Source organism: Dendronalium phyllosphericum CENA369, from assembly GCF_016056275.1.
GTDB classification, from domain to species: domain Bacteria; phylum Cyanobacteriota; class Cyanobacteriia; order Cyanobacteriales; family Nostocaceae; genus Dendronalium; species Dendronalium phyllosphericum.
In genome coordinates this window covers 27,181-50,262 of sequence record NZ_JAECZA010000214.1, presented here as the reverse complement: position 1 = coordinate 50,262, position 23,082 = coordinate 27,181, and the positions used below count along the sequence as shown (strand labels likewise).

Annotated in this window: 22 protein-coding genes, 1 pseudogene and 1 riboswitch; of the genes and pseudogenes, 11 read left to right on the top strand and 12 right to left on the bottom strand. The window is 43.6% G+C overall.

Going from position 1 to position 23,082, the window contains the following annotated elements; translation table 11 throughout:
* Positions 1–214: 214 nt before the first annotated feature.
* A complete protein-coding gene (gene scpB / locus I8752_RS23545) occupies positions 215–772 on the top strand; it encodes an SMC-Scp complex subunit ScpB (protein WP_214434672.1) in 558 nt (185 codons plus the stop codon).
* A 162-nt stretch (positions 773–934) separates the two neighbouring features.
* Complete coding sequence (locus tag I8752_RS23540; protein ID WP_214434671.1) at positions 935–1,273, top strand: DUF760 domain-containing protein; 339 nt, start codon at positions 935–937, stop codon at positions 1,271–1,273.
* Positions 1,274–1,502: 229 nt separating this feature from the next.
* On the opposite strand, the gene I8752_RS23535 is transcribed toward I8752_RS23540, so the two are convergent.
* Positions 1,503–2,708 carry an HhoA/HhoB/HtrA family serine endopeptidase gene (locus I8752_RS23535; protein ID WP_214434670.1) on the bottom strand — a complete coding sequence of 402 codons (1,206 nt, stop codon included), beginning with the start codon at positions 2,706–2,708 and terminating at the stop codon, positions 1,503–1,505.
* A gap of 398 nt (positions 2,709–3,106) precedes the next feature.
* On the opposite strand from I8752_RS23535, the gene I8752_RS23530 reads away from it, so the two are divergent.
* The 3 genes from I8752_RS23530 to I8752_RS23520 all read left to right on the top strand — a co-directional run bounded on the left by I8752_RS23530 (position 3,107) and on the right by I8752_RS23520 (position 5,608).
* Positions 3,107–3,997 (top strand): LysM peptidoglycan-binding domain-containing M23 family metallopeptidase, encoded by an 891-nt coding sequence (locus tag I8752_RS23530; RefSeq protein WP_214434669.1) that lies wholly within the window; start codon positions 3,107–3,109, stop codon positions 3,995–3,997.
* Positions 3,998–4,203: 206 nt separating this feature from the next.
* Positions 4,204–4,698 carry a hypothetical protein gene (locus I8752_RS23525; protein WP_214434668.1) on the top strand — a complete coding sequence of 165 codons (495 nt, stop codon included), beginning with the start codon at positions 4,204–4,206 and terminating at the stop codon, positions 4,696–4,698.
* 142 nt (positions 4,699–4,840) lie between these two features.
* Entirely contained in the window at positions 4,841–5,608 is a 768-nt protein-coding gene (locus I8752_RS23520; RefSeq protein ID WP_214434667.1) for an SDR family NAD(P)-dependent oxidoreductase, read from the top strand.
* Positions 5,609–5,738: 130 nt separating this feature from the next.
* Here I8752_RS23520 and ychF read toward each other — a convergent pair whose 3' ends face one another.
* The 3 genes from ychF to I8752_RS23505 all read right to left on the bottom strand — a co-directional run bounded on the left by ychF (position 5,739) and on the right by I8752_RS23505 (position 8,916).
* A complete protein-coding gene (ychF, locus tag I8752_RS23515; protein WP_214434666.1) occupies positions 5,739–6,830 on the bottom strand; it encodes a redox-regulated ATPase YchF in 1,092 nt (363 codons plus the stop codon).
* 38 nt (positions 6,831–6,868) lie between these two features.
* Entirely contained in the window at positions 6,869–7,090 is a 222-nt protein-coding gene (locus tag I8752_RS23510) for a hypothetical protein (RefSeq protein ID WP_214434665.1), read from the bottom strand.
* Positions 7,091–7,347: 257 nt separating this feature from the next.
* Positions 7,348–8,916, bottom strand: coding sequence for an alkaline phosphatase D family protein (locus tag I8752_RS23505; protein ID WP_214434664.1), 1,569 nt, complete (start codon positions 8,914–8,916; stop codon positions 7,348–7,350).
* Between the two features lie 417 nt (positions 8,917–9,333).
* On the opposite strand from I8752_RS23505, the gene I8752_RS23500 reads away from it, so the two are divergent.
* Positions 9,334–10,803, top strand: a complete 1,470-nt coding sequence (locus I8752_RS23500; protein ID WP_214434663.1) for an aminotransferase class I/II-fold pyridoxal phosphate-dependent enzyme — start codon at positions 9,334–9,336, stop codon at positions 10,801–10,803.
* A 41-nt stretch (positions 10,804–10,844) separates the two neighbouring features.
* Here I8752_RS23500 and I8752_RS23495 read toward each other — a convergent pair whose 3' ends face one another.
* A complete protein-coding gene (locus tag I8752_RS23495) occupies positions 10,845–11,489 on the bottom strand; it encodes a Uma2 family endonuclease (protein WP_214434662.1) in 645 nt (214 codons plus the stop codon).
* Between the two features lie 102 nt (positions 11,490–11,591).
* On the bottom strand, positions 11,592–11,990 hold the full coding sequence (gene crcB, locus I8752_RS23490; protein ID WP_214434661.1) for a fluoride efflux transporter CrcB: 399 nt from the start codon (positions 11,988–11,990) through the stop codon (positions 11,592–11,594).
* Positions 11,991–12,344: 354 nt separating this feature from the next.
* On the opposite strand from crcB, the gene I8752_RS23485 reads away from it, so the two are divergent.
* Complete coding sequence (locus tag I8752_RS23485) at positions 12,345–13,217, top strand: zinc metalloprotease HtpX (protein ID WP_214434660.1); 873 nt, start codon at positions 12,345–12,347, stop codon at positions 13,215–13,217.
* A 99-nt stretch (positions 13,218–13,316) separates the two neighbouring features.
* On the top strand, positions 13,317–13,751 hold the full coding sequence (locus tag I8752_RS23480; protein ID WP_214434659.1) for a hypothetical protein: 435 nt from the start codon (positions 13,317–13,319) through the stop codon (positions 13,749–13,751).
* A 72-nt stretch (positions 13,752–13,823) separates the two neighbouring features.
* On the opposite strand, the gene I8752_RS23475 is transcribed toward I8752_RS23480, so the two are convergent.
* A complete protein-coding gene (locus I8752_RS23475) occupies positions 13,824–15,824 on the bottom strand; it encodes a pentapeptide repeat-containing protein (RefSeq protein WP_214434658.1) in 2,001 nt (666 codons plus the stop codon).
* A 335-nt stretch (positions 15,825–16,159) separates the two neighbouring features.
* On the opposite strand from I8752_RS23475, the gene I8752_RS23470 reads away from it, so the two are divergent.
* Complete coding sequence (locus I8752_RS23470) at positions 16,160–16,426, top strand: hypothetical protein (RefSeq protein ID WP_214434657.1); 267 nt, start codon at positions 16,160–16,162, stop codon at positions 16,424–16,426.
* Positions 16,427–16,503: 77 nt separating this feature from the next.
* Here I8752_RS23470 and I8752_RS23465 read toward each other — a convergent pair whose 3' ends face one another.
* The 3 genes from I8752_RS23465 to I8752_RS23455 form a co-directional block, all read right to left on the bottom strand.
* The gene (locus I8752_RS23465) at positions 16,504–16,800 is read right to left on the bottom strand and encodes a hypothetical protein (RefSeq protein WP_214434656.1); all 297 of its coding nucleotides are present in this window, start codon (positions 16,798–16,800) and stop codon (positions 16,504–16,506) included.
* Positions 16,797–16,979, bottom strand: coding sequence for a hypothetical protein (locus I8752_RS23460; RefSeq protein WP_214434655.1), 183 nt, complete (start codon positions 16,977–16,979; stop codon positions 16,797–16,799). Before I8752_RS23460 ends, I8752_RS23465 begins: the two co-directional genes overlap by 4 nt.
* 146 nt (positions 16,980–17,125) lie before the next feature.
* Positions 17,126–17,764 (bottom strand): type I restriction endonuclease, encoded by a 639-nt coding sequence (locus tag I8752_RS23455; RefSeq protein WP_214434654.1) that lies wholly within the window; start codon positions 17,762–17,764, stop codon positions 17,126–17,128.
* Positions 17,765–17,998: 234 nt separating this feature from the next.
* On the opposite strand from I8752_RS23455, the gene aspS reads away from it, so the two are divergent.
* A complete protein-coding gene (gene aspS / locus I8752_RS23450; protein ID WP_214434653.1) occupies positions 17,999–19,786 on the top strand; it encodes an aspartate--tRNA ligase in 1,788 nt (595 codons plus the stop codon).
* Between the two features lie 222 nt (positions 19,787–20,008).
* Here the strand turns inward: aspS and thiC are convergent, their stop codons facing one another.
* Together thiC and I8752_RS23440 are read right to left on the bottom strand one after the other, a co-directional pair.
* A complete protein-coding gene (thiC, locus tag I8752_RS23445; RefSeq protein ID WP_214434652.1) occupies positions 20,009–21,388 on the bottom strand; it encodes a phosphomethylpyrimidine synthase in 1,380 nt (459 codons plus the stop codon).
* 6 nt (positions 21,389–21,394) lie between these two features.
* Positions 21,395–21,491: riboswitch (TPP riboswitch) on the bottom strand.
* A 101-nt stretch (positions 21,492–21,592) separates the two neighbouring features.
* A pseudogene (locus I8752_RS23440) lies at positions 21,593–22,164 on the bottom strand (hypothetical protein).
* Positions 22,165–22,404: 240 nt separating this feature from the next.
* Between I8752_RS23440 and I8752_RS23435 the strand changes: the two are divergent.
* On the top strand, positions 22,405–22,974 hold the full coding sequence (locus tag I8752_RS23435) for an rRNA large subunit pseudouridine synthase E (RefSeq protein ID WP_214434651.1): 570 nt from the start codon (positions 22,405–22,407) through the stop codon (positions 22,972–22,974).
* Positions 22,975–23,082 lie beyond the last annotated feature (108 nt).

Below are 23,082 nucleotides of genomic sequence, written 5' to 3'. Positions count from 1 at the left end.
GTAGTCTTTATTCCCCTCCGCCCCTCTGCCCTTCCGCCCCTCCGCACAGAGCCTCCTTGGTCAATTAAGTTACAAAAATTCAATCCTAGCAAGCTATAGCTTGACTTTTGCAAAAAAATCTAGTATAATCTCGCACACCTGTTAATTGTCCCTTGTCAGTTGTCAGTTTTTTATGACTATTGGCGGTTGACTATTAACTATTGACTATCGAGTAATGATTACAGCCACAGCGACTAAGATAGAAGCGATTCTCTACTTAAAGGGTAAGCCCTTGTCGCTCGGCGAAATTGCCGAGTATGCCGCGTGCGATCGCGCTACCGTTGAAGAAGGCATGATTGAGCTAATTGACAATTATGCCCGTCGAGATAGTGCCTTAGAAGTTGTAGAAACTCCAGCTGGTTACAGTCTGCAACTGCGGTCTGACTTTCATGACTTAGTACAAACGCTAATTCCCGTAGAATTGGGTTTAGGCGCATTGCGGACTTTAGCTGCGATCGCCCTTAATAGTCCCATACTTCAAAGCGATTTGATTGACCTGCGCGGTTCTGGAGTATATCAACATGTTCCGGAACTAGTCGAACTTGGTTTTGTACGCAAACGCCGAGATAACGATTCGCGTTCGTACTCGTTACAAATTACACCAAAATTTCACCAATACTTTCAAATCGAGCAGCTTCCTCAGACATTTTCCAATAGTCCTAAAGAAGAGCAATTAGAACTAGACCTCACACTCAAAGAAAAACCAGAAGCGGTAACGAGTGCTGAGTGCTAAGGAGCCAGTTGTCAGTTGTCAGTAGTTATTCTTCTTGCTCCCCTGCTCCCCTGCTCCCCCTGCTTTCTTAGGGTAGAGAAAAAGGCTATACCCGTGGAGAATGCGCTAACCTTGTACTATGGTTTAGAGTAGAACTAGCAACTAAGCTAAAAAAAACTGCCAATGGTGTTTGATCCTAACTTTTTGAACGACAACTCTGAGGAACACCCTAACCAGCTTCTTAACGACCACTTTGAGGAACATCCCAATCAGTTGCTCAAATATTTACAACATCAGTCCCCTGATGTCTTAGCTCGTGTCGCTCAGTCTGTCAGCCCCGAAATTAAACAAATTATTTCGCAAAATGTCCAAGGGCTGGTAGGAATGCTTCCCGCTGAAAATTTCAACGTACAAATTACAACAGATAGGGATAACCTAGCGGGATTATTAGCATCGGCGATGATGACAGGGTATTTTCTGCGTCAGATGGAACAAAGAATGCAGCTAGAACAAAAGTTATAAGGACTTCCAAGTAAAAAATATTCCATTGTTGTTGACGGTTGACTGCGAACAGTTAACAGTCAACAACTTTAAGCGGAATAATTTATTTTTTGGAGTTCCCATAAGTGATGAGTTAGGAGTTAAGTATTTGGAGTTATGAGTTAAGGAAGTCTTTTAACTGCAAACTCCTTATTCGATACTTCAAACTTGAATTTTTTGTTTTTAACTCCTTACTCCTCACTACTTTTAACTATCTTTTGGGATAAGTTCCTGACTGCACTTTGAAAGTCTGAATTTTTTCATTGCGGTTGACCTCAATTAGCAGCACATCTCCTACTGAACTGGACTCTACCAACTTTTGCACTTGGGCTGCTATTTTAACTGGTCTGCCGTTAATTTTTTGAATTACGTCTCCAGGAAGCAATCCTGCCTGTTTTGCTGGCGAGTCTTCTATAACTCCCCTAATTACAACACCAGTGTCCTGCTTGATGTTTAAATTGTTTTCTTGATTAATCTGCTGTTTTTTAGTGGGAGACAGGTCTGCCATTTCAATTCCCAAGAAAGGATGATCCGCACGCCCTTTGGTAAACAGTTCCTTGGCAATGCGAGCTGCGGTTTCAATGGGAATAGCAAAACCGAGTCCTTGAGCATCGGCACGAATGGCGGTATTCACACCAATAACCTCGCCTTGGGCATTTAATAAAGGCCCGCCAGAGTTACCAGGATTAATTGCGGCATCTGTTTGAATAAAGCTAACTCGCTTATCTGGGACACCAACTTGAGCGCTGGTGCGATCGGTAGCGCTGATAATACCAATGGTGACAGTATTATCTAAACCCAAAGGATTGCCAATAGCGATCGCCCATTGTCCAGGAATTAAATTTTGCGAATTGCCTAGCTTCACAGTGGGCAATTTATTTTCGGGAATTTTCACTACTGCCACATCTGTTATGGTATCGACTCCCACAACTTTCCCCTCAAAAGTCCGACCATCTTTGAGGGTTACTTGTACTGTGTCGGTATCTGCGACCACATGAGCATTGGTCAGCAATTCTCCATCTTGGCTCAAAATAAATCCCGAACCAGTACCGCGCTCAATCCGTTCTTGGGGAATTGGTTGCTCATCTTCCCCAAAAAATCGGCGGAAGAAGGGATTTTTCAAAGCATCAGAGATCGGATTAGGGACTTTGCGAGTGGCATTAATTCGTACCACTGCCGGGCCGACCTTTTGCACAGCCGTAGCAATAAAATTTACATTATCCCCTCCGTTAATTCCATTGGTTCCGCTGACAGAATTAGGAACTACAGATTGTGGAGGCGAAGCCGCTGTGACATTTTTTAGCTGTTGAAACGAGCGATTTTGTGGCAAGAAATGGCGACTGCCTAACCAACCTGCACCGCCACCAATCGTCAATAAAGATAAATAAATAGCTAGTTGCTTTAAGGATAAATTCATAATCATCACGTTAAAGGACAGCAGTGCAGTTGCTAATTTCTAAGTGTAGTCAAGCTAACTGCAAGTGGACAGAACAATTTACATAACTAGGGATTGGGGACTAGGTGAAAATTGTATGTAAAAGAGAGCGATTATTTCTTATGCCCTATATCCTTACATCTTCATTCAAGCTAGAAGAGGAAACAAGAAAGAGACTTTTTCAATCATTTCTCTTTGTCCCCCTTATCCTCAATCCCCAGTCACCCTTTGGGTTCGCAGTCGCCTGATGCCACTTGCTCTACTTGGGGAGACCCCAAGACCGCAGTGGCTCCGGAGGGAAACCCTCCCGCAGCGCTGTCTCACCAGTCCCCAATCCTTAGACTCTCCATCTAAAATTAGCGCTCTCTTGAAGTGTATATATGACTTTTCCATATCGTCTACTTTTACTCTGTAGCTTGGTTAGCGCTGTTGGGATAATACCCATACTTCCAAACCTGAAAAGTGCTAATGCTGCCGTGCCGGGTTGTCCGACTCCAGCGTTATCTCGCTTCCAGCGTCATAAAGTTGCTCGTGGTGAAACTTTGGAGAGTATAGCCCAGCGCTACAATCTCATGCCAGCAACGATTATTAACATGAATCCAGGTTTGAGAAATGGCAGCATTCCTGTTGGCAGCGAGCTTCAGATTCCTCCCTACAATGGAATCGTTGTCGAAGTGCCTCGCGGCAAAACTTGGCGACAAGTGGCGGCACAGTTTAAAATCCGCGCAGATACACTGTTTGAGGTGAATGGCTGTCAACAAGACCCAAAAATTGTTTTTGTTCCGTGGGTAAATGGAGCGCCAAATCGCCCCGTTAGCGCATCTCCTGCATCTGCTAACGAACAAGCAAGCAGCGGTGCGCCCATATCTGGATATCCCTTGCCGCAAGCGACAAATGTAGCGTTAGCCTATGGCTGGCAGATCAACCCGATTAATGGTGAAGTTTTTTTTCATAGTGGTATAGATTTGTTAGCAGCAGTAGGAACTCCTGTAGAAGCGATCGCACCAGGTACTGTAGTATTTGCCAATGACCAAGGTAGTTATGGCAAATTGGTCATCATTAACCACAGCGGCGGACTCCAAAGCCGTTATGCCCAACTTGACAGTATCAAAGTTACCGTTGGTCAGCAAGTGAATAAAGGAGACGAAGTAGGAACAGTTGGCACTACCGGACAACCCACTTCCAAACAACCACATCTTCATTTTGAAATGCGTACTAGCTCAGACTTGGGTTGGGTTGCGAAAGATCCTAAAAGTTATTTGAAGCAATGAGGCAGAGGAGCAGGAGGCAGAAGTCGCAAGTCGCAAGTTATTCTCCTTCACTCCCTTGTCTCCCTCATTCCCCTCATCTCCCCCTACTCCCCCTACCACCTCTTGTAATTTATTTTGCTATTACCCGTTACCGATGACCAGTAACAGCGATAACATAGGTATTCAAACGAACCTTTAAAACCCATAATGGTGTGAGGAATCGGGTAATGAAGTATATTCCATATTTGGTGTCAGTGCTGGGGATTGGCTCGGTCTTGAGCCTGGTTCTAAGCACTCAACCAGCACAAGCTCAAGTAGCGTATGGTAGCTATGTTGGTATCGGGCCGACTGTCGGTTTGACTGATGGTGTTCAAATTGGCGGAGTTTTAGCTTTCCGCTACAAGCTTCTACAATCACCAATTTCTTTTCGCGCTCAAGCCTTGATAGGTAATAATACAGCAGTTGTGCCAACGGTTTCTTACGACTTACCTCTCAACTGGCAAACTGATGCCTATTTGGGAGCGGGATTGGTATTGGCTGGTGGTAGTGATTCTTCTCCTGTAGGTGACAAAATTAGTTTTGCTTTACAACCAGGAATTGATTTCGTTGTTCCCAATAGTAATACTGTGCTTTTTGGCAACGCTATCATTGCTTTTGATGCCTATCGTGATAGTGGTGGTACAGCTATCTCTGTGCAAGGTGGTGTCGGTTTGCGATTTTAAGTGGCAATTAAAAATAACCACAAATTTCTCACAGGTGATTCAACTATTTTGGAGCAAGTTTGACGCAGAATTTGCCTATATATTTCATATTGGCGATCGCCCTCCTTGGCTGTGAATCCTCGGAGGGTATATAAATTTATTTATGCTCAACTTCAATTTTCCTGGAAAAACTGTACTGGTTACTGGTGCTTCGCGGGGGATAGGACAAGCGGTAGCCACTGCTTTCGCCCAAGCCGATGCTCGTGTGGCAGTTCATTACCATCAGCAAAAAGAAACAGCTCAACAGGTTTGGGAATCTTTGGCAGGCAAGGGTCATGTTTTGGTGCAGGCCGATTTGGCTAATCCTGTTGCCATAGAACAAATGGTAAACCAAGCGATCGCCCAGTTAGGACACATAGATATCTTAGTGAATAATGCTGGCATCTATCAGGAACATCCTTTAAACCAGATTAGTTATCAGGACTGGCAAGCAGCTTGGCAACAAACAATTGGTGTGAATTTGCTAGGTGCAGTCAATGTTTCCTACTGTGTTGCTCGACACATGATAGAACGCCGTAGCGGACGAATTATTAATGTGACTTCGCGCGGTGCATTTCGAGGAGAGCCAATAGCCACAGCTTATGGAGCTAGTAAAGCTGGTCTTAATACTTTTAGCCAGTCTCTAGCACTTCATCTAGCTCCCCATAACATTTTTGTAACTGCTGTAGCTCCTGGTTGGGTAGAAACTGATATGACGCGTGCAGTTTTAGAAAGTCCTACGGGTGAAGCGATTCGCCAGCAAAGTCCTTTAAATCGTGTAGCCAGTCCAGAGGAAGTGGCAGATACAATTCTCTTCCTTGCTTCTGAAGGCGCTGAGTTTCTCACAGGTGCAATTGTCGATGTGAATGGAGCTAGCTATTTGCGATCGTAGGATGAATGGCATTGCTAAAGCAGGGGGAGCAGGGGGAGCAGGGGGAGAAAAGAGTATATTTCTATATAGTTTTTATTCCCCTCCGCTCCTTTGCCCCTCTGCCCTCATCTGCGTCTGTGGGTTACTAAACCTAAACGTTAAATCGGAATAACATTACATCGCCTTCCTGTACGACATACTCTTTACCTTCACTGCGAACTAACCCTTTCTCTTTCGCACCATTCAAAGAGCCATTTGCAACTAAATCATTGTAAGCAACGGTTTCAGCGCGAATAAATCCCCGTTCAAAGTCACTGTGAATTACACCTGCTGCTTGAGGTGCAGACATTCCTGCATGAATCGTCCAAGCGCGGGTTTCTTTAGGCCCACTGGTGAAGTATGTCCGCAAACCTAAAAGAGTATAGGTAGCGCTAATCAAAGATTTCAAACCGCCTTCTTCTACACCCAACGATGCCAAAAAATCAGCTTTATCTTCTTCAGGTAATTCTACTAATTCAGCTTCGACTTGGGCAGAAACGATAACAACTTGAGCATTTTCTTGAGAAGCAATTTGCCGAACTTGTTCTACAAATGCATTACCTGTTGCCAACTCATCCTCAGAGACGTTGGCAGCATAGATAATTGGTTTATTGGTAAGCAGTCCTAGTCCTTTAATAATTTCTGCTTCTTCTTCTGTCAAACTCACCTGACGCACCGATTTACCTTCATTTAAAGCAGCAGCTAATTTTTCTAATACTGTTACTTCAAATTGTGCATCTTTACTGGTACGAGCTTGTTTGCGAGTGCGGTCAATTCGCCGCTCAATTTGTGCCAAATCTGCTAAACCTAGCTCTAAATTAATGATTTCAATGTCTCGCGCTGGGTCAACAGAACCGGCAACATGAATAATATCGTCATTTTCAAAACAACGCACCACATGCACAATAGCATCAACTTCCCGGATGTGGGATAGAAATTGATTTCCTAATCCCTCACCCTGACTTGCACCTTTAACCAAGCCGGCGATATCGACAAACTCGACACGCGCCGGGATAATTTGTGCCGAACCGGAAATTTGCGAAAGTACATTTAACCGCTCATCCGGTACTGCGACAACGCCGACATTCGGTTCAATCGTGCAAAAAGGGAAGTTAGCTGCTTCTGCTTTGGCGTTAGCAACTACGGCATTAAATAAAGTAGATTTTCCGACGTTGGGTAGTCCGACAATTCCGGCTCTTAGCATTTTGGATTTTAGATTTTGGATTCAACTACAAAGATAATTTAAATCGGTTCGGGAATTGGCTGGGGAATTGGCCCCGGTACTGGCTGGGGAATTGGCCCTGGAACCGGCTGGGGAATTGGCCCCGGTACTGGTTCTGGTACAGGCCCAGGAACTGGTTGGGGAATTCTTGGGCCAGGTATAGGTTCGGGACTGGGTAGGGGGTTTGGTTCGGGATTGGGAATCTGTGGTTCTGGTATGGAAATAGCCTTTGGATAAATCATGGTAAACCCGATTGAATTATTTGACTTTCTCAAGCTAGATGATAACTAAAACTGCTGACATCTCCCTAAGTAGCGATACTCAACCACACTTTGCTTAATAATTTAGCGCTATTGCGATCGCCAGTGGTCAGTGGTCAGTGGTCAGTTGTCGTAGAGACGCAATTAACCCTTGTCTGTACAAGAATCAGTGGTCATTAGTTAAAAATAACCCCCCAAATAGAATCTGGAGGGTTCGGTTTATTACTTTTGAGATTTAATTACACTCGCTGTGCGCCTGCTTGCCCGTTTTGCACAACAAACGAAGCTAGGGTACTGATAGAGGCATTTGGGTCAATGATGCTAGACACAGCGCGGTAGTCACTTTGCCAACGTTCTGGAGTCAGTTTGCAGCGGACGTAGCCCCGAAAAGCACCGTCGAAGAATTTGGTGTGGGGATTATCGCTGAGTGCAGCTTGAACTGGGGCGATGAATGAGGTTGGAAAATCGGAGGTAATTGAAGTTCCGACAAACTCAGTACCAACTGTCGCTGAGGCTGGGTTATTGAAGTCAACTTTTAAGTCATGTACCCAACTGGAATGGATGTCTCCGCTAATTACAACTGGGTTAGTAGGTTGCCTTTGCTTGAGAAAACTCAACAAGCGATCGCGTGCAGCTACATAACCGTCCCATTGATCCATGTTAAATAGTCCAATATCTGGACGACCATCAAAATCGTATTCAGCTAACATGGTTTGTTGAGCAATGACGTTCCAGCGCGATCGCGATTTATCTAATCCCTGAAATAACCACTGTTCTTGCTCTTGGCCTGTCATAGTAGCATTTTTGTCAAAGGCTCGGCTACACCGAGGTTTGAGTCCGTCATTACAAGGTTGGTCGGTGCGGTATTGGCGGGTGTCCAGTACGTGGAACTCAGCTAAGTTACCGAAAGTCAACCGCCGATACAGTTGCGCGTTTGGGCCTTTGGGTAGCGAAGACTGACGCAACGGCATATGTTCGTAGTAGGCTTGGTAAGCATTAGCTCGGCGAGTTACAAATGCTTGTTGGCTTTGGTTATCTTCGGGTGTCAAGTTGGCATAGTTGTTGTCAACTTCATGATCGTCCCAAGTGACTATCCAAGGAAAGGCAGCATGAGCGGCTTGCAGATTTGGATCGGTTTTGTAAAGTGCGTGGCGATCGCGGTAGTCTTGGAGAGTTACGATTTCGGGACTGTTATGCTGACGCGGCCCGCCGGATTGCGGCCCGTACTCGTAAATGTAGTCACCCAGATGCACAACAAGGTCGAGTTCTTCATCAGCTATGTGGCGATAAGCTGTGTAATACCCGTTTTGCCAGTCTTGGCAAGAGACAAAGGCAAAGTTAAGTTGCTTAATGGCATTATTAAATGTTCCAGCTGTACGAGTTCGGCCAATGGGGCTATCTTCACTGCCAACTTTAAATTGATACCAGTACCAGCGATCGGGTTCTAGTCCGCGCACATCAACGTGTACCGAGTGTGCTAATGCTGGAGTCGCTAGCACTGTCCCGCGTTGCACAACCTTTCTCATGTTTTCGTCAAGGGCAATTTGCCACCGCACTACGACATTTCTGAGTGGCATTCCACCACCATAAAGTGGATCGGGAGCTAGCCGCGTCCATAAAACAATACCATCGGGTAACGGATCGCCAGAAGCTACACCAAGTTTAAATGGATAGTCAGAAAATCTCGGTTTTGCTAATGCTGGCAGTCCTTGGCTAGCCACTGTTAACCCTGTGAAAAATCCTGCACCCAGCAAAAAATTCCGCCGTCTGCAACGCTTTGATAGCAAACCGCAATCCATAAATTCCATATTCACCCTTACTGAGATGTCGATGTGGTTGGCAAACTTTCAGAGGTTCAATGGTTTGAATTGACTGTCTAGCTTGCTCAACCAAACAAAAGGAACCTACTATCTCAGAATCAAGTAGAGATTAAGATGATGTTAAGTTTATACAGCAGAATTCAGGAGTCACGAAGAGGGTGTGGGCGGTAGGGGGTGGGGTGTAGGGGAAATAGCATTGGTCGGGGTTTCAAGCCCCGTCCAATGCTATCGTCTTGAAAAAACGGGGCTTGTATCCCTGGGGTTGTTGGGGCTATTTCTTTCCTCACACCCAATACCCCACACCCCACACCCCGCCCCAACGGGGCTTGGTCAGAATTCAGAATTGGGAAATAAAACAGGCTTGATAGCTTAGTTACCAAAATCTAAAATAGTCTTATCTGCTTCATGCTCAATCAAAATCATACACCCCTAGTAAATGCCTTAAAAGCCTGTGTGGCAACTTCCCATGCTCCTTTCTACACTCCAGGACACAAGCGAGGCAAGGGAATTTCTCAACCCTTAACTGATTTACTAGGGAAAGCTGTGTTTCAAGCTGATTTGACGGAGTTAGCAGAGTTAGATAATCTTTTTGCACCCCAAGGCGTTATTCAAGAAGCACAAGAATTAGCTGCTGAGGCGTTTGGTGCTTCCCAAACATGGTTTCTTGTTAATGGTTCTACTTGTGGCATTGAAGCCGCTATTCTCGCTACCTGTGGCACGGGCGATAAAATTATTCTGCCTCGGAATGTACATTCTTCTGCGATCGCTGGTTTAATTCTCTCCGGTGCTGTACCAATTTTTATCAATCCTGAATATGACTCTGTTTTAGATATTGCCCACAGTATCACGCCCAATGCCGTACAATTTGCTCTGCAACAGCATCCAGATGCTAAAGCAGTGTTGACAGTTTACCCAACATATTATGGCGTTTGTGGAGATTTAGCAGCGATCGCTCACATTACTCATCAATACAATATTCCTTTACTTGTAGACGAGGCCCACGGCGCACACTTTGCTTTTCATCCTGAATTGCCGACTCCAGCTTTAGCCGCAGGTGCAGATTTAACAGTACAATCCACCCACAAGGTACTCGCTGCAATCACACAGGCATCAATGCTACACGTCCAAGGAAACAGGATAGATTATCAGCGAGTGAGTAAAGCTTTACAACTCGTGCAGTCTACTAGCCCTAGTTATTTACTTTTAGCTTCCCTAGATGCTGCGCGTCAGCAAATGGCAGTGCATGGGAAAGATTTGATGTCTCGGACTTTGCAACTTGCAGAAGAAGCGAGAACCAAAATCAGCCAAATTTCCGGATTGGCTGTTTTAGAGATACCTGCAAAACAAAAATTCTCACCTGGCTTTGTGGCTTTAGATAGAACAAGGTTAACTGTTAATGTGTATCACTTGGGTTTAAGCGGATTTGAAGCCGAGGAAATTCTAGAAGAAATAGGTGTTACTGCTGAATTTTCCTCATTGCAAAATGTCACTTTTATTATTAGTTTAGGCAACACTCAAGCAGATATTAAGCAATTAATACAAGGTTTTACCACAATAGCTGATAAGTATTCCTTACTACTCAAGTTGCCACTACACAAACTTAGCTTGCCTACCCAGACTAAAAATGATGAATCGAGGCTTTCACCGCGTGAGGCTTTTTTTGCTGCTAGTGAGACTTTATCACTGGAATACACAAGCGATCGCATCTGTGCTGAAATAGTCTGTCCTTATCCTCCGGGTATTCCTGTTTTGATGCCAGGAGAATTAATTACTAAAACAGCTTTAGAATATCTGCGACAAATTCAAGCAATGGGTGGATTTATTAGTGGTTGTGTAGATCCAAGCTTCAAAACATTAAAAGTCGTTAAAAATTAATGCTTAACTCAGCACTCAGCACTTTGCTATGGCAATATGATTTAATTGCTTAATAAACCCTGTAAGCGCTGTTTTAATTCCCGAATCGCAGCACTGGTATTTCGCTTATAAGCAACTTCAAAACACTTAGCAACTATATCTTGAATATCTATATCTGGAAAATATTGGCTTTGAGTTTGAGCGAGGTATTCTGTACCCTGCAACTGATAAACAGATAGTTGTTTTTTACGAAACAGCCAAACTTCTGGCACTTGATAAGGAAGGTAATCGTTCACATCAGAATAGCTTGTGACATCAATTTCTAATACTAAATCAGGAGGAGGATCGATACTCCAGTCAATTCGCTCTTTACCAGAGACAGCTTCCCAACTATTTATATAAAAACAATAGTCTGGTTCGATTCCACTCTCTTCTGGTAATTCCATAGTTACAGGAGTAAAAGCATCGTATTCCCGTCCAAGATAATCTAGTAGGGTTGTAATAATATTTGCAATTAAATGAGCATCGCGTCCATGTTTGGGAAGAGCCGACATGAGCAGGACTTCTCCATCTCGGTACTTGATACGGGGAATAGAACTATCGCCTCGTTGCTGACACAAACCCTGATAATCTTCCCAGGTTGCAGGCAACCTAACAACCGCTCCCCCAGGTAGCTGAATTTTCTCAGGTGAAACTAGAGCAAACATGGCTCAAACCTTAGAAATTGAAAGTTAAAAAAGCTCAATATTATTGTAATTCTTTGAAGCAGGCAGGAGAGGGGCAAAGAGACAACTTATAGGCAGATTAGCTTATCTCCAGAATCTGGCGAGAATCATGCCTAATTGAACGCAAATGATTCCGAGTATGGCACTACCAGCCCAATAAGTAGTTGCAGATAACCAAGTGCCACCACGCAATAAAACAATGGTATCCAAACCGTAGGTAGAGAAAGTTGTATATGCTCCTAAAAAACCTGTGGCTACCATAAATCGGATTTCTGGGGAAATAATCTCAATTTTTTCTACTACTAATGTGGCGAAAAATCCCATACCTAAACAACCGCTGAGATTAATGAAAAAAGTGCCATAGGGAAAACTAGTGCCGAATCGTTCAGCAAACCAGACTGTTAGATAATAACGACTTAAAGCACCTGCGATCGCACCTAAACTAATAGCGATTGGAATGCGGATTTCTGCTTGTTGTAGCATATTCTGTTTTTAATAAAACTGTCCCCTTGAGCGATTCAACTCCATTGGGTATGTACAAGTCAAGCGATCGCACTCTCTCAATAGTTCAAAATATATAGCCAAAGATAGATGTGAAATTTTGCTGTTTATGTCTAATGTTTAAATTGTTAATTAATATTTCAAATAGTAAATATTCTTAATTATGTGAATTTGATGATATTACTACTTCCTTAGTAGGAAAACCGTACTTATCTGACAGGTTTTCTACACTATATATCCAAGTTTAGCTAGATACAATCAAAGTGCGGCTTAAGTGATGCTGTTGTCTAGAAAAACTTACAAAAATTAATACAGCATTAGCAGGAGAGCGAAAATATGGGAAATCAATTAAAAACAGCTGCTTTACTAGCTGCGTTAAGTGGACTTTTAATCGCAATTAGTTATTGGGTAATTGGTGGTAGTAGTGGTTTGATTATTGGAATTGGTCTAGCAGCACTAACAAACCTATTTTCTTGGTATCAATCAGATAAAATTGCCTTGGCAGCGTATCGCGCTCAACCTGTGAGTGAGGTAGAAGCGCCGGAACTTTATCGAATAGTGCAGAAATTATCTCAACGCGCTAATATCCCGATGCCAAAAGTTTATATAGTTCCCGGTCAAACTGCTAACGCTTTTGCTACGGGACGCGATCCAGAACATGCTGCTGTTGCTGTCACCGAAGGTATTTTGAATATATTGCCAACAGACGAATTAGAAGGCGTTATTGCTCACGAATTGACCCATATTATTAATCGTGACACCTTAACGCAAGCTGTTGCTGCTACGGTTGCTGGGGCAATATCATTTCTAGCGCAAATGGTTAGTTACAGCTTATGGTTTGGTGGTGTAGGTTCGCGCAATGACAATAGAGGTACTAATCCTTTAGGTGTGTTGTTAACAGTAATACTTGCACCCTTAGCTGCCACAATTATTCAGCTGGCTATCTCGCGCACGCGGGAATTTTCTGCTGATGCTGGTTCTGCGAGATTAACTGGTAATCCTCGTGCTTTGGCTCGTGCTTTACAAAGGTTAGAAGCGACAGCACGACAAATGCCTTTGAATGCTAACCCAGCTTTTGAGCCGTTATTAATTATTCATCCCATCTCTGGACAATTTTTAGGCAATTTGTTCTCTAGCCATCCTCCTACAGAGGCGCGAATTGAACAATTGCTGAAACTAGAGCAACAACTACCTACTAGAGTTTATTAAGTTTTTGTTATTAGCCATTATGCAATCACCAATGATTAATGGCTATATAGGGTGCGGTTCTGATTCGATAGAAAGATAGCAATTAAGGATTTTTCAACTATGACTGCTAACAACATCGAACCAATCGAAACTACAATAATTGAATCCGTTGAATCTACAACAATTGTAGAAATAAGTTCTCAAACTGACGCGCTTGTAGAAGCCGAAATGGCTGGCGAAACTGATGAAGTGAAGCGCGAAACAAAAGCGTTAATCGAAGCGCTAAGAAGACGGGCACAAACTGAGGCAAATTCAGCAGGTAAATTAACCCGCGAAACCTATTTGAATGCCGTGCGTCGAGCCAGGAAAGCGGTAGAAGGAGAAAAACTAATTACAGGCGATCGCTTAGACTATACTTGGGTAGTATTTCAGGACGAAACTGAAAAAAACTGGCACTTGTTGATGAAAGAAGTAGCAGACTTCGGTGCACGGTTACAAAATGCTGCTAGAGCCGCCTGGGAAGCCTTCAACGGCCCGCGCCATCAATCAAAGTAGATAAAAAGTGAAATATTTAAAAAGGGCGCAATATTTTGCGCCCTTTGTGCTTTGAACTTAATTGAAAACAGCTTATCCTAAACCCAGCAACTTAGAAATCAATGGTAAAAGTTTGCTACCAGCTTCAACCAATGTTGCTGTAGTGGGTAAACTAGCGATCGTGCCTTTTAAAATCTTCATTGCTGTTTTCGCGGTCTTTTGCATTGTTCCTTCTTGAGGATTTTTACCCGCTTCTGCTAGGGTTTTTACTTGTTCTAACGCCTCGGCTTTATCTTCTTGATTTAAGTTTGTATCATCCTCAATCACTGTTTGCAATTGCGTTAATAATTCCTTAATTCCCGGTTTATCTGGTTCGGGAGAAGTTGGTAACTGGTTGATGGTGTTTGTTACCGTACCGCTGATGTCGCCCAAATTCAAAGCTTGTCCACTGGCATTAAAGTCTCTGCCGACACTGCCAATTTCAATTTTGCGGCTGGCATCACTACTGTTAGTCATATTTTTATTCTCTACTTTATTGTCAACTTGAACATTAATAGGTTTATTAGCTAATAATTTTACAATCTCTGCCATCTCTCCACTTTGTTGGCGATAGATAATTATCTGCTCATCTTTAGCTTGTAATTGTGATTTATATTTTTCTTCTACAGCTTGCAATGCTAGTTGATAATTTTGTGTAAAATCGCTATGAATCTTTTCTTTATCAGCATCATCAGAGACGGCGACCTTAACGACTACAACGCCATCACCTTTATTCTCAATACTCTGTAAAGATAATTCTGTGTCTTCATTTTGATCTTGCACTTTTTGGAAGGCGTTAACAAAAGCTTTCCAATCAATGCCATTGCGGAAAATCAAATCAACAGTATTTAAAACTTCTTCAAATAGTTTGGTAAATTCTCCTGGTTGAAATTCCCCACTACTGGGACGGCGTTCGCGGTCATCGGTTCCAAGCTTGGGGTTTTCGAGAAGATAGATAAAGCGACAATCTACATTATCTAATTTAGTTGTACTTTCAATATTCCACGCTTCCACACAAGCACCAGTCATTTGGGCGCTGGTGAAGTTAGTACCAACAGCCTGAGCTAGAGTTAAATTTACCCACTCTAAACAAGCGCCTTGGAAGGTGGCTTCTGTAATATCAACATCTTTGAGATTCGCTTCTTTTAAATCTGCACCGATGAGGTTTGCGCCTTTTAGGTTAGCACCAGCATAAGATTTTCCTCTACCATTGCCAGTTACTAGCAAATTGAGAACACCCCGATTAACTAATATCGAGTTGTCTACTCTAGCAAAGTCTAACTTTTTAGCTTCATAAAAACGAGTGCGTGTTAAGTTGGCCTTTCTAAAATCTGTATTTTTTAGAATTGCACCAGTGAAATCAGCATCAGTTAAATCAGCATTATAAAAACTTGTACCACCTGTCGCAGCAAAGGCAATAGCAAATGAGCGAAGCCAAGCATCTTTTTCATCCCCTGCTAGACTACGCCAGCCAATGTAAGCACTAAATAATACAAACGCTCCGGCGAAGGCGAAGGCTCCGGCTACGGCGAAGGCGAAGGCTCCGGCTACGGCGAAGGCTCCGGCTACGGCGAAGGCTCCGGCTACGGCGAAGGCTGCGACTGCGGCTACGGCTGCGGCTGCGGCGAAGGCTCCGGCTACGGCGAAGGCTACAGCTACGGCTACGGCTACGGCGAAGGCTCCGGCTATGGATCCTAAACCTGCTGTTAAACCCTTACGAATGGTAATAATACAAAAAACCAGCAGTACAATTAGGGAAACTATCGCGATAACTACATTTGCAGTGTCTTTAGTATCAAAAACATATGCTACCAATACACCAACAATAATTGAGAAAAGCCCTGATACTCCCGACAGCAGCAATGATACTATGAGCAACCCAACAGTCCAACGCTTTTGTAGTCCAGCCTTAGCACCTGTGAAGTTTGCATCTTTGAGAATAGTGTTAGTAAAGTTTGCCCCTCTGATATCTGCCTTGCTAAAGTTTGCCCCAGTTAGGTTTTTACCTTTAAAAGAGCGACCTCGGAGATTTTGACCGGAGTAGTCTGGCGGCATAATTGCGTCAGCAAGAGGTTTTTACAGAGATTTTATACAACTTTGCTGGGCAATTCTCCAGATTTTGGCTAAATATAGCTGGGGACTGGGGACTGAGGACTGGGTAAAAACTCTTTTTGTGTCTAGATTTGATTGTCTGTTGATGTCCTAACACTACTGGCGACGGCTATAAATACAAAAAACCAATAGACAGTATAAGAGCATAACTCTGCACTCTTACCTTTAAATACTTAAGGTATCATCAGCAATATTGAAGTTGATCTAATTTTACTTAAGCTGTAGTTATTAATGTTGTAGCTGTAGCGGTCTCACTCGCGATGAAAGCGATCTCATTCGTGACCAAAGCGATCTCACTCGTGACAGAAGTGGTCTTACTCGTGATGAAAGCGGTCTACCTCGTAATGGAAGTGGTCTTACTCGTGATGAAAGCGATCTCACTCGTGACAGAAGCGATCTCACTCGTGACCAAAGCGGTCTCACTCGTGATGAAAGCGGTCTCACTCGTGATGAAAGCGGTCTCGCTCGTGACGGAAGCGGTCTCGCTCGTGACGGAAGCGGTCTACCTCGTCATAAAAGCCTATAAGGTGAGCATTGCCCTATAAGTTTATTTTGTTATAAAATATACTTTTTTAAGGGTAACGCGCACCCTACCTCTACCTAGCAAGAGAAAATAAGGCTATCAAGTTGTGCTTGCCAACTTAGTGTTTTGACTAAATTCAGCCGAATTACCCTCTGGTTCTGAATATAACGAAAATAACTCGCTCAAAACTTCTTCTCCAGTAATTTCTCCACGACTAGTAAATCGTTCTACCTCTACTAAACCATCCTCAAAAAATTCAACTTCCCACCGTTCCCCAGGCACAGCCACACTCACCATAATAGTTTCATCACGATGATGAGCCAAAGTATAATTAATTCGTTCTTGTTCCAATTGATTGAGAAAGTTAACTAGTTTGCCAAATCCATGACTTTTCATTTGTCAAACCTCTTATCACTTAACAACTTACGAACAACTTTAAAACCTGGTTGATTGGCTTCTACACCTGCTTCAATTTCCTCCCAATACATTTCACTAAATTCATCCCAATTAGGCGATCCTTCTGTAAGTGGGGCTTGTTTGATACTTCCCCTTTTGTATTTGAGAATTTCCGACACCTTTTGCCCAGCAAATTTATGTATGATTATTTATCTCCTTTCAATTTACTGGTTGTGTCATCTTCACGATAAAACAAAATTAGTTTTGCTGAATTGCCTCATAAATTGGTATTTTACGTTACTGAGTCATTAAGTGTTATGACAAATTATTTTGGTGCGATCGCTTGACCGATACGTTTCAAAATTTGCAATATTTCATACACTTCTCTAGTAGATGTAAACAAAGCAAACACCCGCGACAGGTCGTATTGAGGAGTAGGTGTTTGCGTTAATTTGATAAATAGAATATCGTCTCCATTCGTCAACATACCAAATACAGGTCGGTCGGGGTGGGGGTTAGCCATCAAATAAGCTAGTGCTTGTGGCAAAGCCGACCAAACTGAAAGTGTAGTTTTTTTCGACTCTAACACCACAACCCAAAACTGCTTTTGCAACACCAAAACATCAATCCGTCCGCGCAGCACTTCTTCTCCATCATTCAATACCAACTCCACTGAAGATTCTGCCGCAATTTTAAAAGGAGGATCGTAAAATCCTGCTAGCGCTAGTAAAGGAGATACCACCAACAACATCACTGTCCCTTCTAACAAATCACCTTCGCCACGGTGATACAGATATCTGCGCCGCAGTACATCCAAAGAGGTTTTTTCCGCTTCAGTAATTTCAGGTAATTCCTCATACCACTCTGGGAAAAACTGCTCGTTTTCAATTCGGACTAAACTAAATCGGGTTTGGGCATCTGTTAAGCTGGTAATCGCTTCTGTAATTGCTGCTGTCTGTGTCATAGCTTTTCTTCTTCTTGTTCATATTTATAGCCGTGACTGTCAATTCAGCCGTGAGGAATTCAGGGAACTATTGTAAAAATAGATAAAACTTACCCTTGCACTATCATAAGTTTCTCTATTTATTAACCGAGATTATGTTATCTTCTCTTCAATTAGATACTATTGATGCTAGATAATGGGAAAGCTTTGACCTTTTCTTGCCCATCTAGCCCGGAAGAACACAATTAATACACTATGCGAACTTATTATTGCGGCGAACTCCGAAAAGAACATATTGGAGAAACTGTTACCTTATATGGATGGGTAGACCGTCGCCGCGATCATGGGGGCGTGATATTTTTAGATTTACGCGATCGCTCTGGCATTGTCCAAATTGTCAGCGATCCGCAACGCACCCCAGACTCTTACGAGCAGGCAAACGCTCTACGCAATGAATACGTTGTCGAAATCACTGGTAGAGTCACACAACGCCCCGACGAATCTCTAAATCCCCGCATACCTACAGGGGAAGTAGAAATTTATGCTGATAAAATTACATTGCTCAACGCCGTCCGCAAGCAATTACCTTTCCAAGTTTCCACAGCTGACACTGAAACAGTGCGGGAAGACGCACGCTTGAAATATCGTTATTTAGATTTGCGGCGAGAACGGATGGCGCGTAACTTACAACTACGGCATCAAATTGTCAAAGCCATGCGTCGCTATTTAGAAGATGTAGAAGGTTTTATCGAAGTCGAAACCCCAGTTTTAACTCGTTCCACCCCAGAAGGCGCAAGAGATTATATCTTACCCAGTCGTGTCAATCCTGGTGAGTGGTTTGCCTTGCCGCAATCGCCACAGCTATTCAAACAAATACTGATGGTATCCGGTATGGACAGATATTATCAGATTGCTCGTTGCTTCCGCGATGAAGATTTGCGCGCCGACAGACAGCCAGAATTTACTCAGTTGGACATGGAAATGAGCTTCATGTCCGAAGAAGAAATCATTAAACTCAATGAGAAATTAGTATCTCATATCTTCAAAATTGTTAAAGGCGTTGAATTGTACCATCCTTTTCCTCGTCTTACTTATGCCGAGGCGATGGAACGTTACGGTAGCGATAAACCAGATACTCGCTATGGTTTAGAACTGGTCAACGTTTCAGATATCTTAAAAGACTCTGGTTTCAAAGTCTTTCGAGATGCTGTGGCCAATGGTGGCATTGTCAAAATTCTACCCATTCCTAACGGTAATGATGCCATTTCTAACGTGCGAATTAAACCAGGCGGCGATTTATTCAAAGAAGCGAGTGAAGCCGGCGCTAAAGGTTTAGCTTATATCCGCGTCCGGGATGATGGGGAAATTGACACCATTGGCGCAATTAAAGACAACCTCAGCGTTGAACAAAAACAAGAAATTTTGCGGCGAACGGGTGCAAAAGCTGGTCATTTGCTACTGTTTGGGGCTGGTGATGCTGCAACCGTGAATAAAACTTTAGACAGACTGCGGCAAGTTATTGCCAAAGAGTTTGGGTTAATCGATCCAGATAAAATTAACTTGCTGTGGATTACCGAATTCCCCATGTTCGAGTGGAATGCTGACGAAAAGCGGCTAGAAGCACTACACCACCCGTTTACAGCGCCGCATCCTGACGATTTGGACGACTTGAAGACAGCACGCGCCCAAGCTTACGATTTAGTATTCAACGGCGTGGAAGTTGGCGGCGGCAGTCTGCGGATTTATCAACGGGAAATTCAACAGCAGGTGTTTGAAGCTATAGGTTTATCACCCGAAGAAGCACAGAGTAAATTTGGCTTTCTTTTAGAAGCGTTTGAATACGGTACGCCACCGCACGGTGGCATTGCCTACGGTTTAGATCGCTTGGTGATGCTGCTAGCCAAAGAAGAATCTATTCGGGATGTGATTGCTTTTCCGAAAACGCAACAAGCACGTTGTTTGTTGACGGATGCACCTTCAGGAGTAGATGCCAAGCAGTTGAAAGAGTTGCACGTTGCTTCGACTCATAAGCCAAAGCCTTAATTGTAAAAGGGATTAGGGATTGGGGATTAGGCGTAGCAAGACTAAAATGTTGCATTAGTGGTAGGTTGGGTTCCACTTTGTTCAACCCGACCTAGACCTAACTAGCTAGTGTGCTATCGCGCCAGCGTAACGCACCACCAAAGATTTACGGTGCGTTAGGACTGCCATCCGTAACGCACCCTATCAAACTATTTAGCTGGACATGATATTAGGGCTATTTGATTAACTTTGCGTCACCACTTCCTTATCCTTCGCCAAGAACTTCTCTAGTTCTGTTAGCGCATCAGCGTCAACTTTGGTTTGCATCGGACAGAACTTTGGCCCGCACATAGAACAAAATTCAGCAGTTTTATAAATATCTGCTGGTAGAGTTTCATCGTGATATTCCTTAGCTCTTTCCGGGTCGAGGGCTAATTCAAACTGACGATTCCAGTCAAAGTTATAACGAGCGCGAGAGAGTTCATCATCTCTGTCTCTCGCCCCAGGTCGATGTCTTGCAATATCCGCCGCATGTGCTGCAATCTTGTAAGCAATCAACCCATTGCGTACATCTTCAGCATTGGGTAATCCTAAATGTTCTTTAGGTGTTACATAGCACAGCATTGCAGTACCATACCATCCAGCCATCGCAGCCCCAATAGCTGAAGTAATGTGATCGTAACCAGGAGCAATATCCGTCACCAATGGCCCCAGCACATAGAAAGGAGCTTCCGAACACTCTTCCATCTGCTTGCGGACGTTAAACTCAATTTGATCCATTGGCACGTGTCCGGGGCCTTCTACCATCACCTGCACGTTATCTTCCCAAGCTTTGCGAGTCAGCTGTCCGAGGGTTTTGAGTTCAGCTAATTGTGCGGCATCTGAGGCATCATGAGTACAGCCAGGACGCAAGGAATCACCCAAACTGAAGGAGACATCGTACTTCTTGAAAATCTCAATAATGTCGCGGAAGTGGGTGTAAAGCGGGTTTTGTTTGTGGTGATGCAACATCCATCGCGCTAGGATACCGCCACCGCGCGAGACAATTCCAGTAATCCGGCTTCTTACTAAGGGCAAATGCTCTATCAAAATCCCAGCGTGAATAGTTTGATAATCTACCCCTTGCTGCGCGTGCTTTTCAATGACATGGAGAAAATCATCAGCAGTTAGCTTCTCAATTGTGCCGTGGACACTTTCTAAAGCTTGGTAAACTGGCACTGTACCAATGGGAACTGGCGAAGCCTGAATGATGGCGGTGCGAATTTCATCCAAGTTACCGCCACCTGTGGACAAGTCCATCACAGTATCAGCACCGTACTTCACCGCCAGTTTCAGCTTATCGACTTCTTCTTGGAGATGAGAGGAGTTAGGCGAAGCGCCGATATTAGCATTTACCTTACATTTAGAGGCAATGCCAATGCACATCGGCTCTAAATTAGTGTGATTAATGTTTGCTGGGATAATCATTCGCCCCCGCGCCACTTCCTCACGAATGAGATCGGCAGGAAGATTTTCCCGCTGGGCGACGTAGTGCATTTCTTCAGTGATAACACCTTGGCGTGCATAATGCATTTGAGTAACATTACTCTGCCCACGCCGCTTGGCAACCCATTCTGTCCGCATATTTAATTCCTCAATAAACAGCTTCCCTCCGCTGGTATTACCCAGACTCAGGTGTTAAGGGTGTGATCTCAGCCTGAAATTTTAGGCACCCCTAGCATGGATGTGATTGTAGCACCTTGGTTATGGTTGCGAGCAAGGTAGTTAACAATTCCTGAGGATGTGGGTGTTAAGCTGTTTTTTCTGAGTCTTGCGATCGCTCTCCTTTTACAATCGATCGGGGTCAACTCCCATTTGACGTAAGCGTTCTGCCAAGCGTTCGGCTCGTTGCTGTTCTTGTTCTAACTGTGATGATACTTCTTCTAACTGAGATGCTAATTGTTGAGATTTTTCATCACTACTCAATAAAAGATTCCCTTGTGCATCCCACCAGCGTAACCAAGGGGCTTCAAGATTGTTATACTGCCCTTGCCAAATACCTAATTCAACGCCCAGCGGCAGAATAGAATAGTGCCATTTAACATTGGTGGTACATTAGGCACATAAAACCAATCAGGTGCTTCAGCGCCTCTTTCTGGTGGTTCAGTCAAACGCCAGTAAATACCGCTATCTTGCCCAATGCAGTATTGATTATCGGGATGTAGTTGCTGTAAGGCACTTGTAATAGAGTCGGTCAGAAGGAGACTTTGAGGATGTTCTTGAAAGTTTTTCGCGCCAGTTCGCACAACGGGGGGAACCCCCGCAAGCGACTGGCTGACAAAGGTTCCATCTGACTCTGGTAATTCAGTATGGTCTGGAAGATGAGTAATGCCTAGTTCAGAAGATTTAGCAAGAGTCATAGAACTTTGGCTTTAATTCGTAATTCGTAATTCGTAGTTCGTAATTAAAAAACTGAGCTACGGATTAGTATAAATGTATTTTAGGCTAAAAATGGCGCAAGCAAAAGGGATGAGGGGGATGAGGGGGATGAGGGAGACAATAAATAATAATTAATAATTACTCATGCCTCCTGCTTTTGGACTCTTGTAGAGACGCGATTAATCGCGTCTCTACGACAACTGACCACTGACAACTGACTAATGACGAATAGGTATATTATTTTTCATAAACCCTACGGCGTTCTCAGTCAATTTACTCAAGAAACGCCTAAGCATCGCACTCTCAAAGACTATATTGATGTACCCGATGTCTATCCTGTAGGGCGCTTGGATTGGGACAGTGAAGGATTATTGTTGTTGACGAATGATGGACAATTGCAACATCGCCTTGCCAATCCGCGTTTTGGTCATAAACGAACTTATTGGGTACAAGTAGAGCGGATTCCTAATATAGATGCTATAAACAAGTTGCAAACAGGTGTGGAAATTCAAAATTACCGGACTCGACCAGCCCAAGTCAGGCTATTGCCAGAAGAACCACCTGTATGCGATCGCGATCCACCAATTAGATTTCGTAAAAATGTCCCTACAGCATGGTTAGAAATGACCTTGACTGAAGGCAAGAATCGTCAGGTGCGGCGAATGACTGCGGCTGTGGGATTTCCAACTTTACGATTAATCAGGGCAAGCATAGCCCATCTTGACTTAGACAATCTCCAACTAGGTCAGTGGCGCGACCTGACTCCATCCGAACTCAAACTTCTGCTGTAACTGGGGACTAGGGAGAAAGAATTCAACATTCCCAACTCCTTTAAGTTTTTATTTTGATTATTTAACAAAAAGGGAATGAAAAGCAGTATAATACTCTTTTTTTATTAC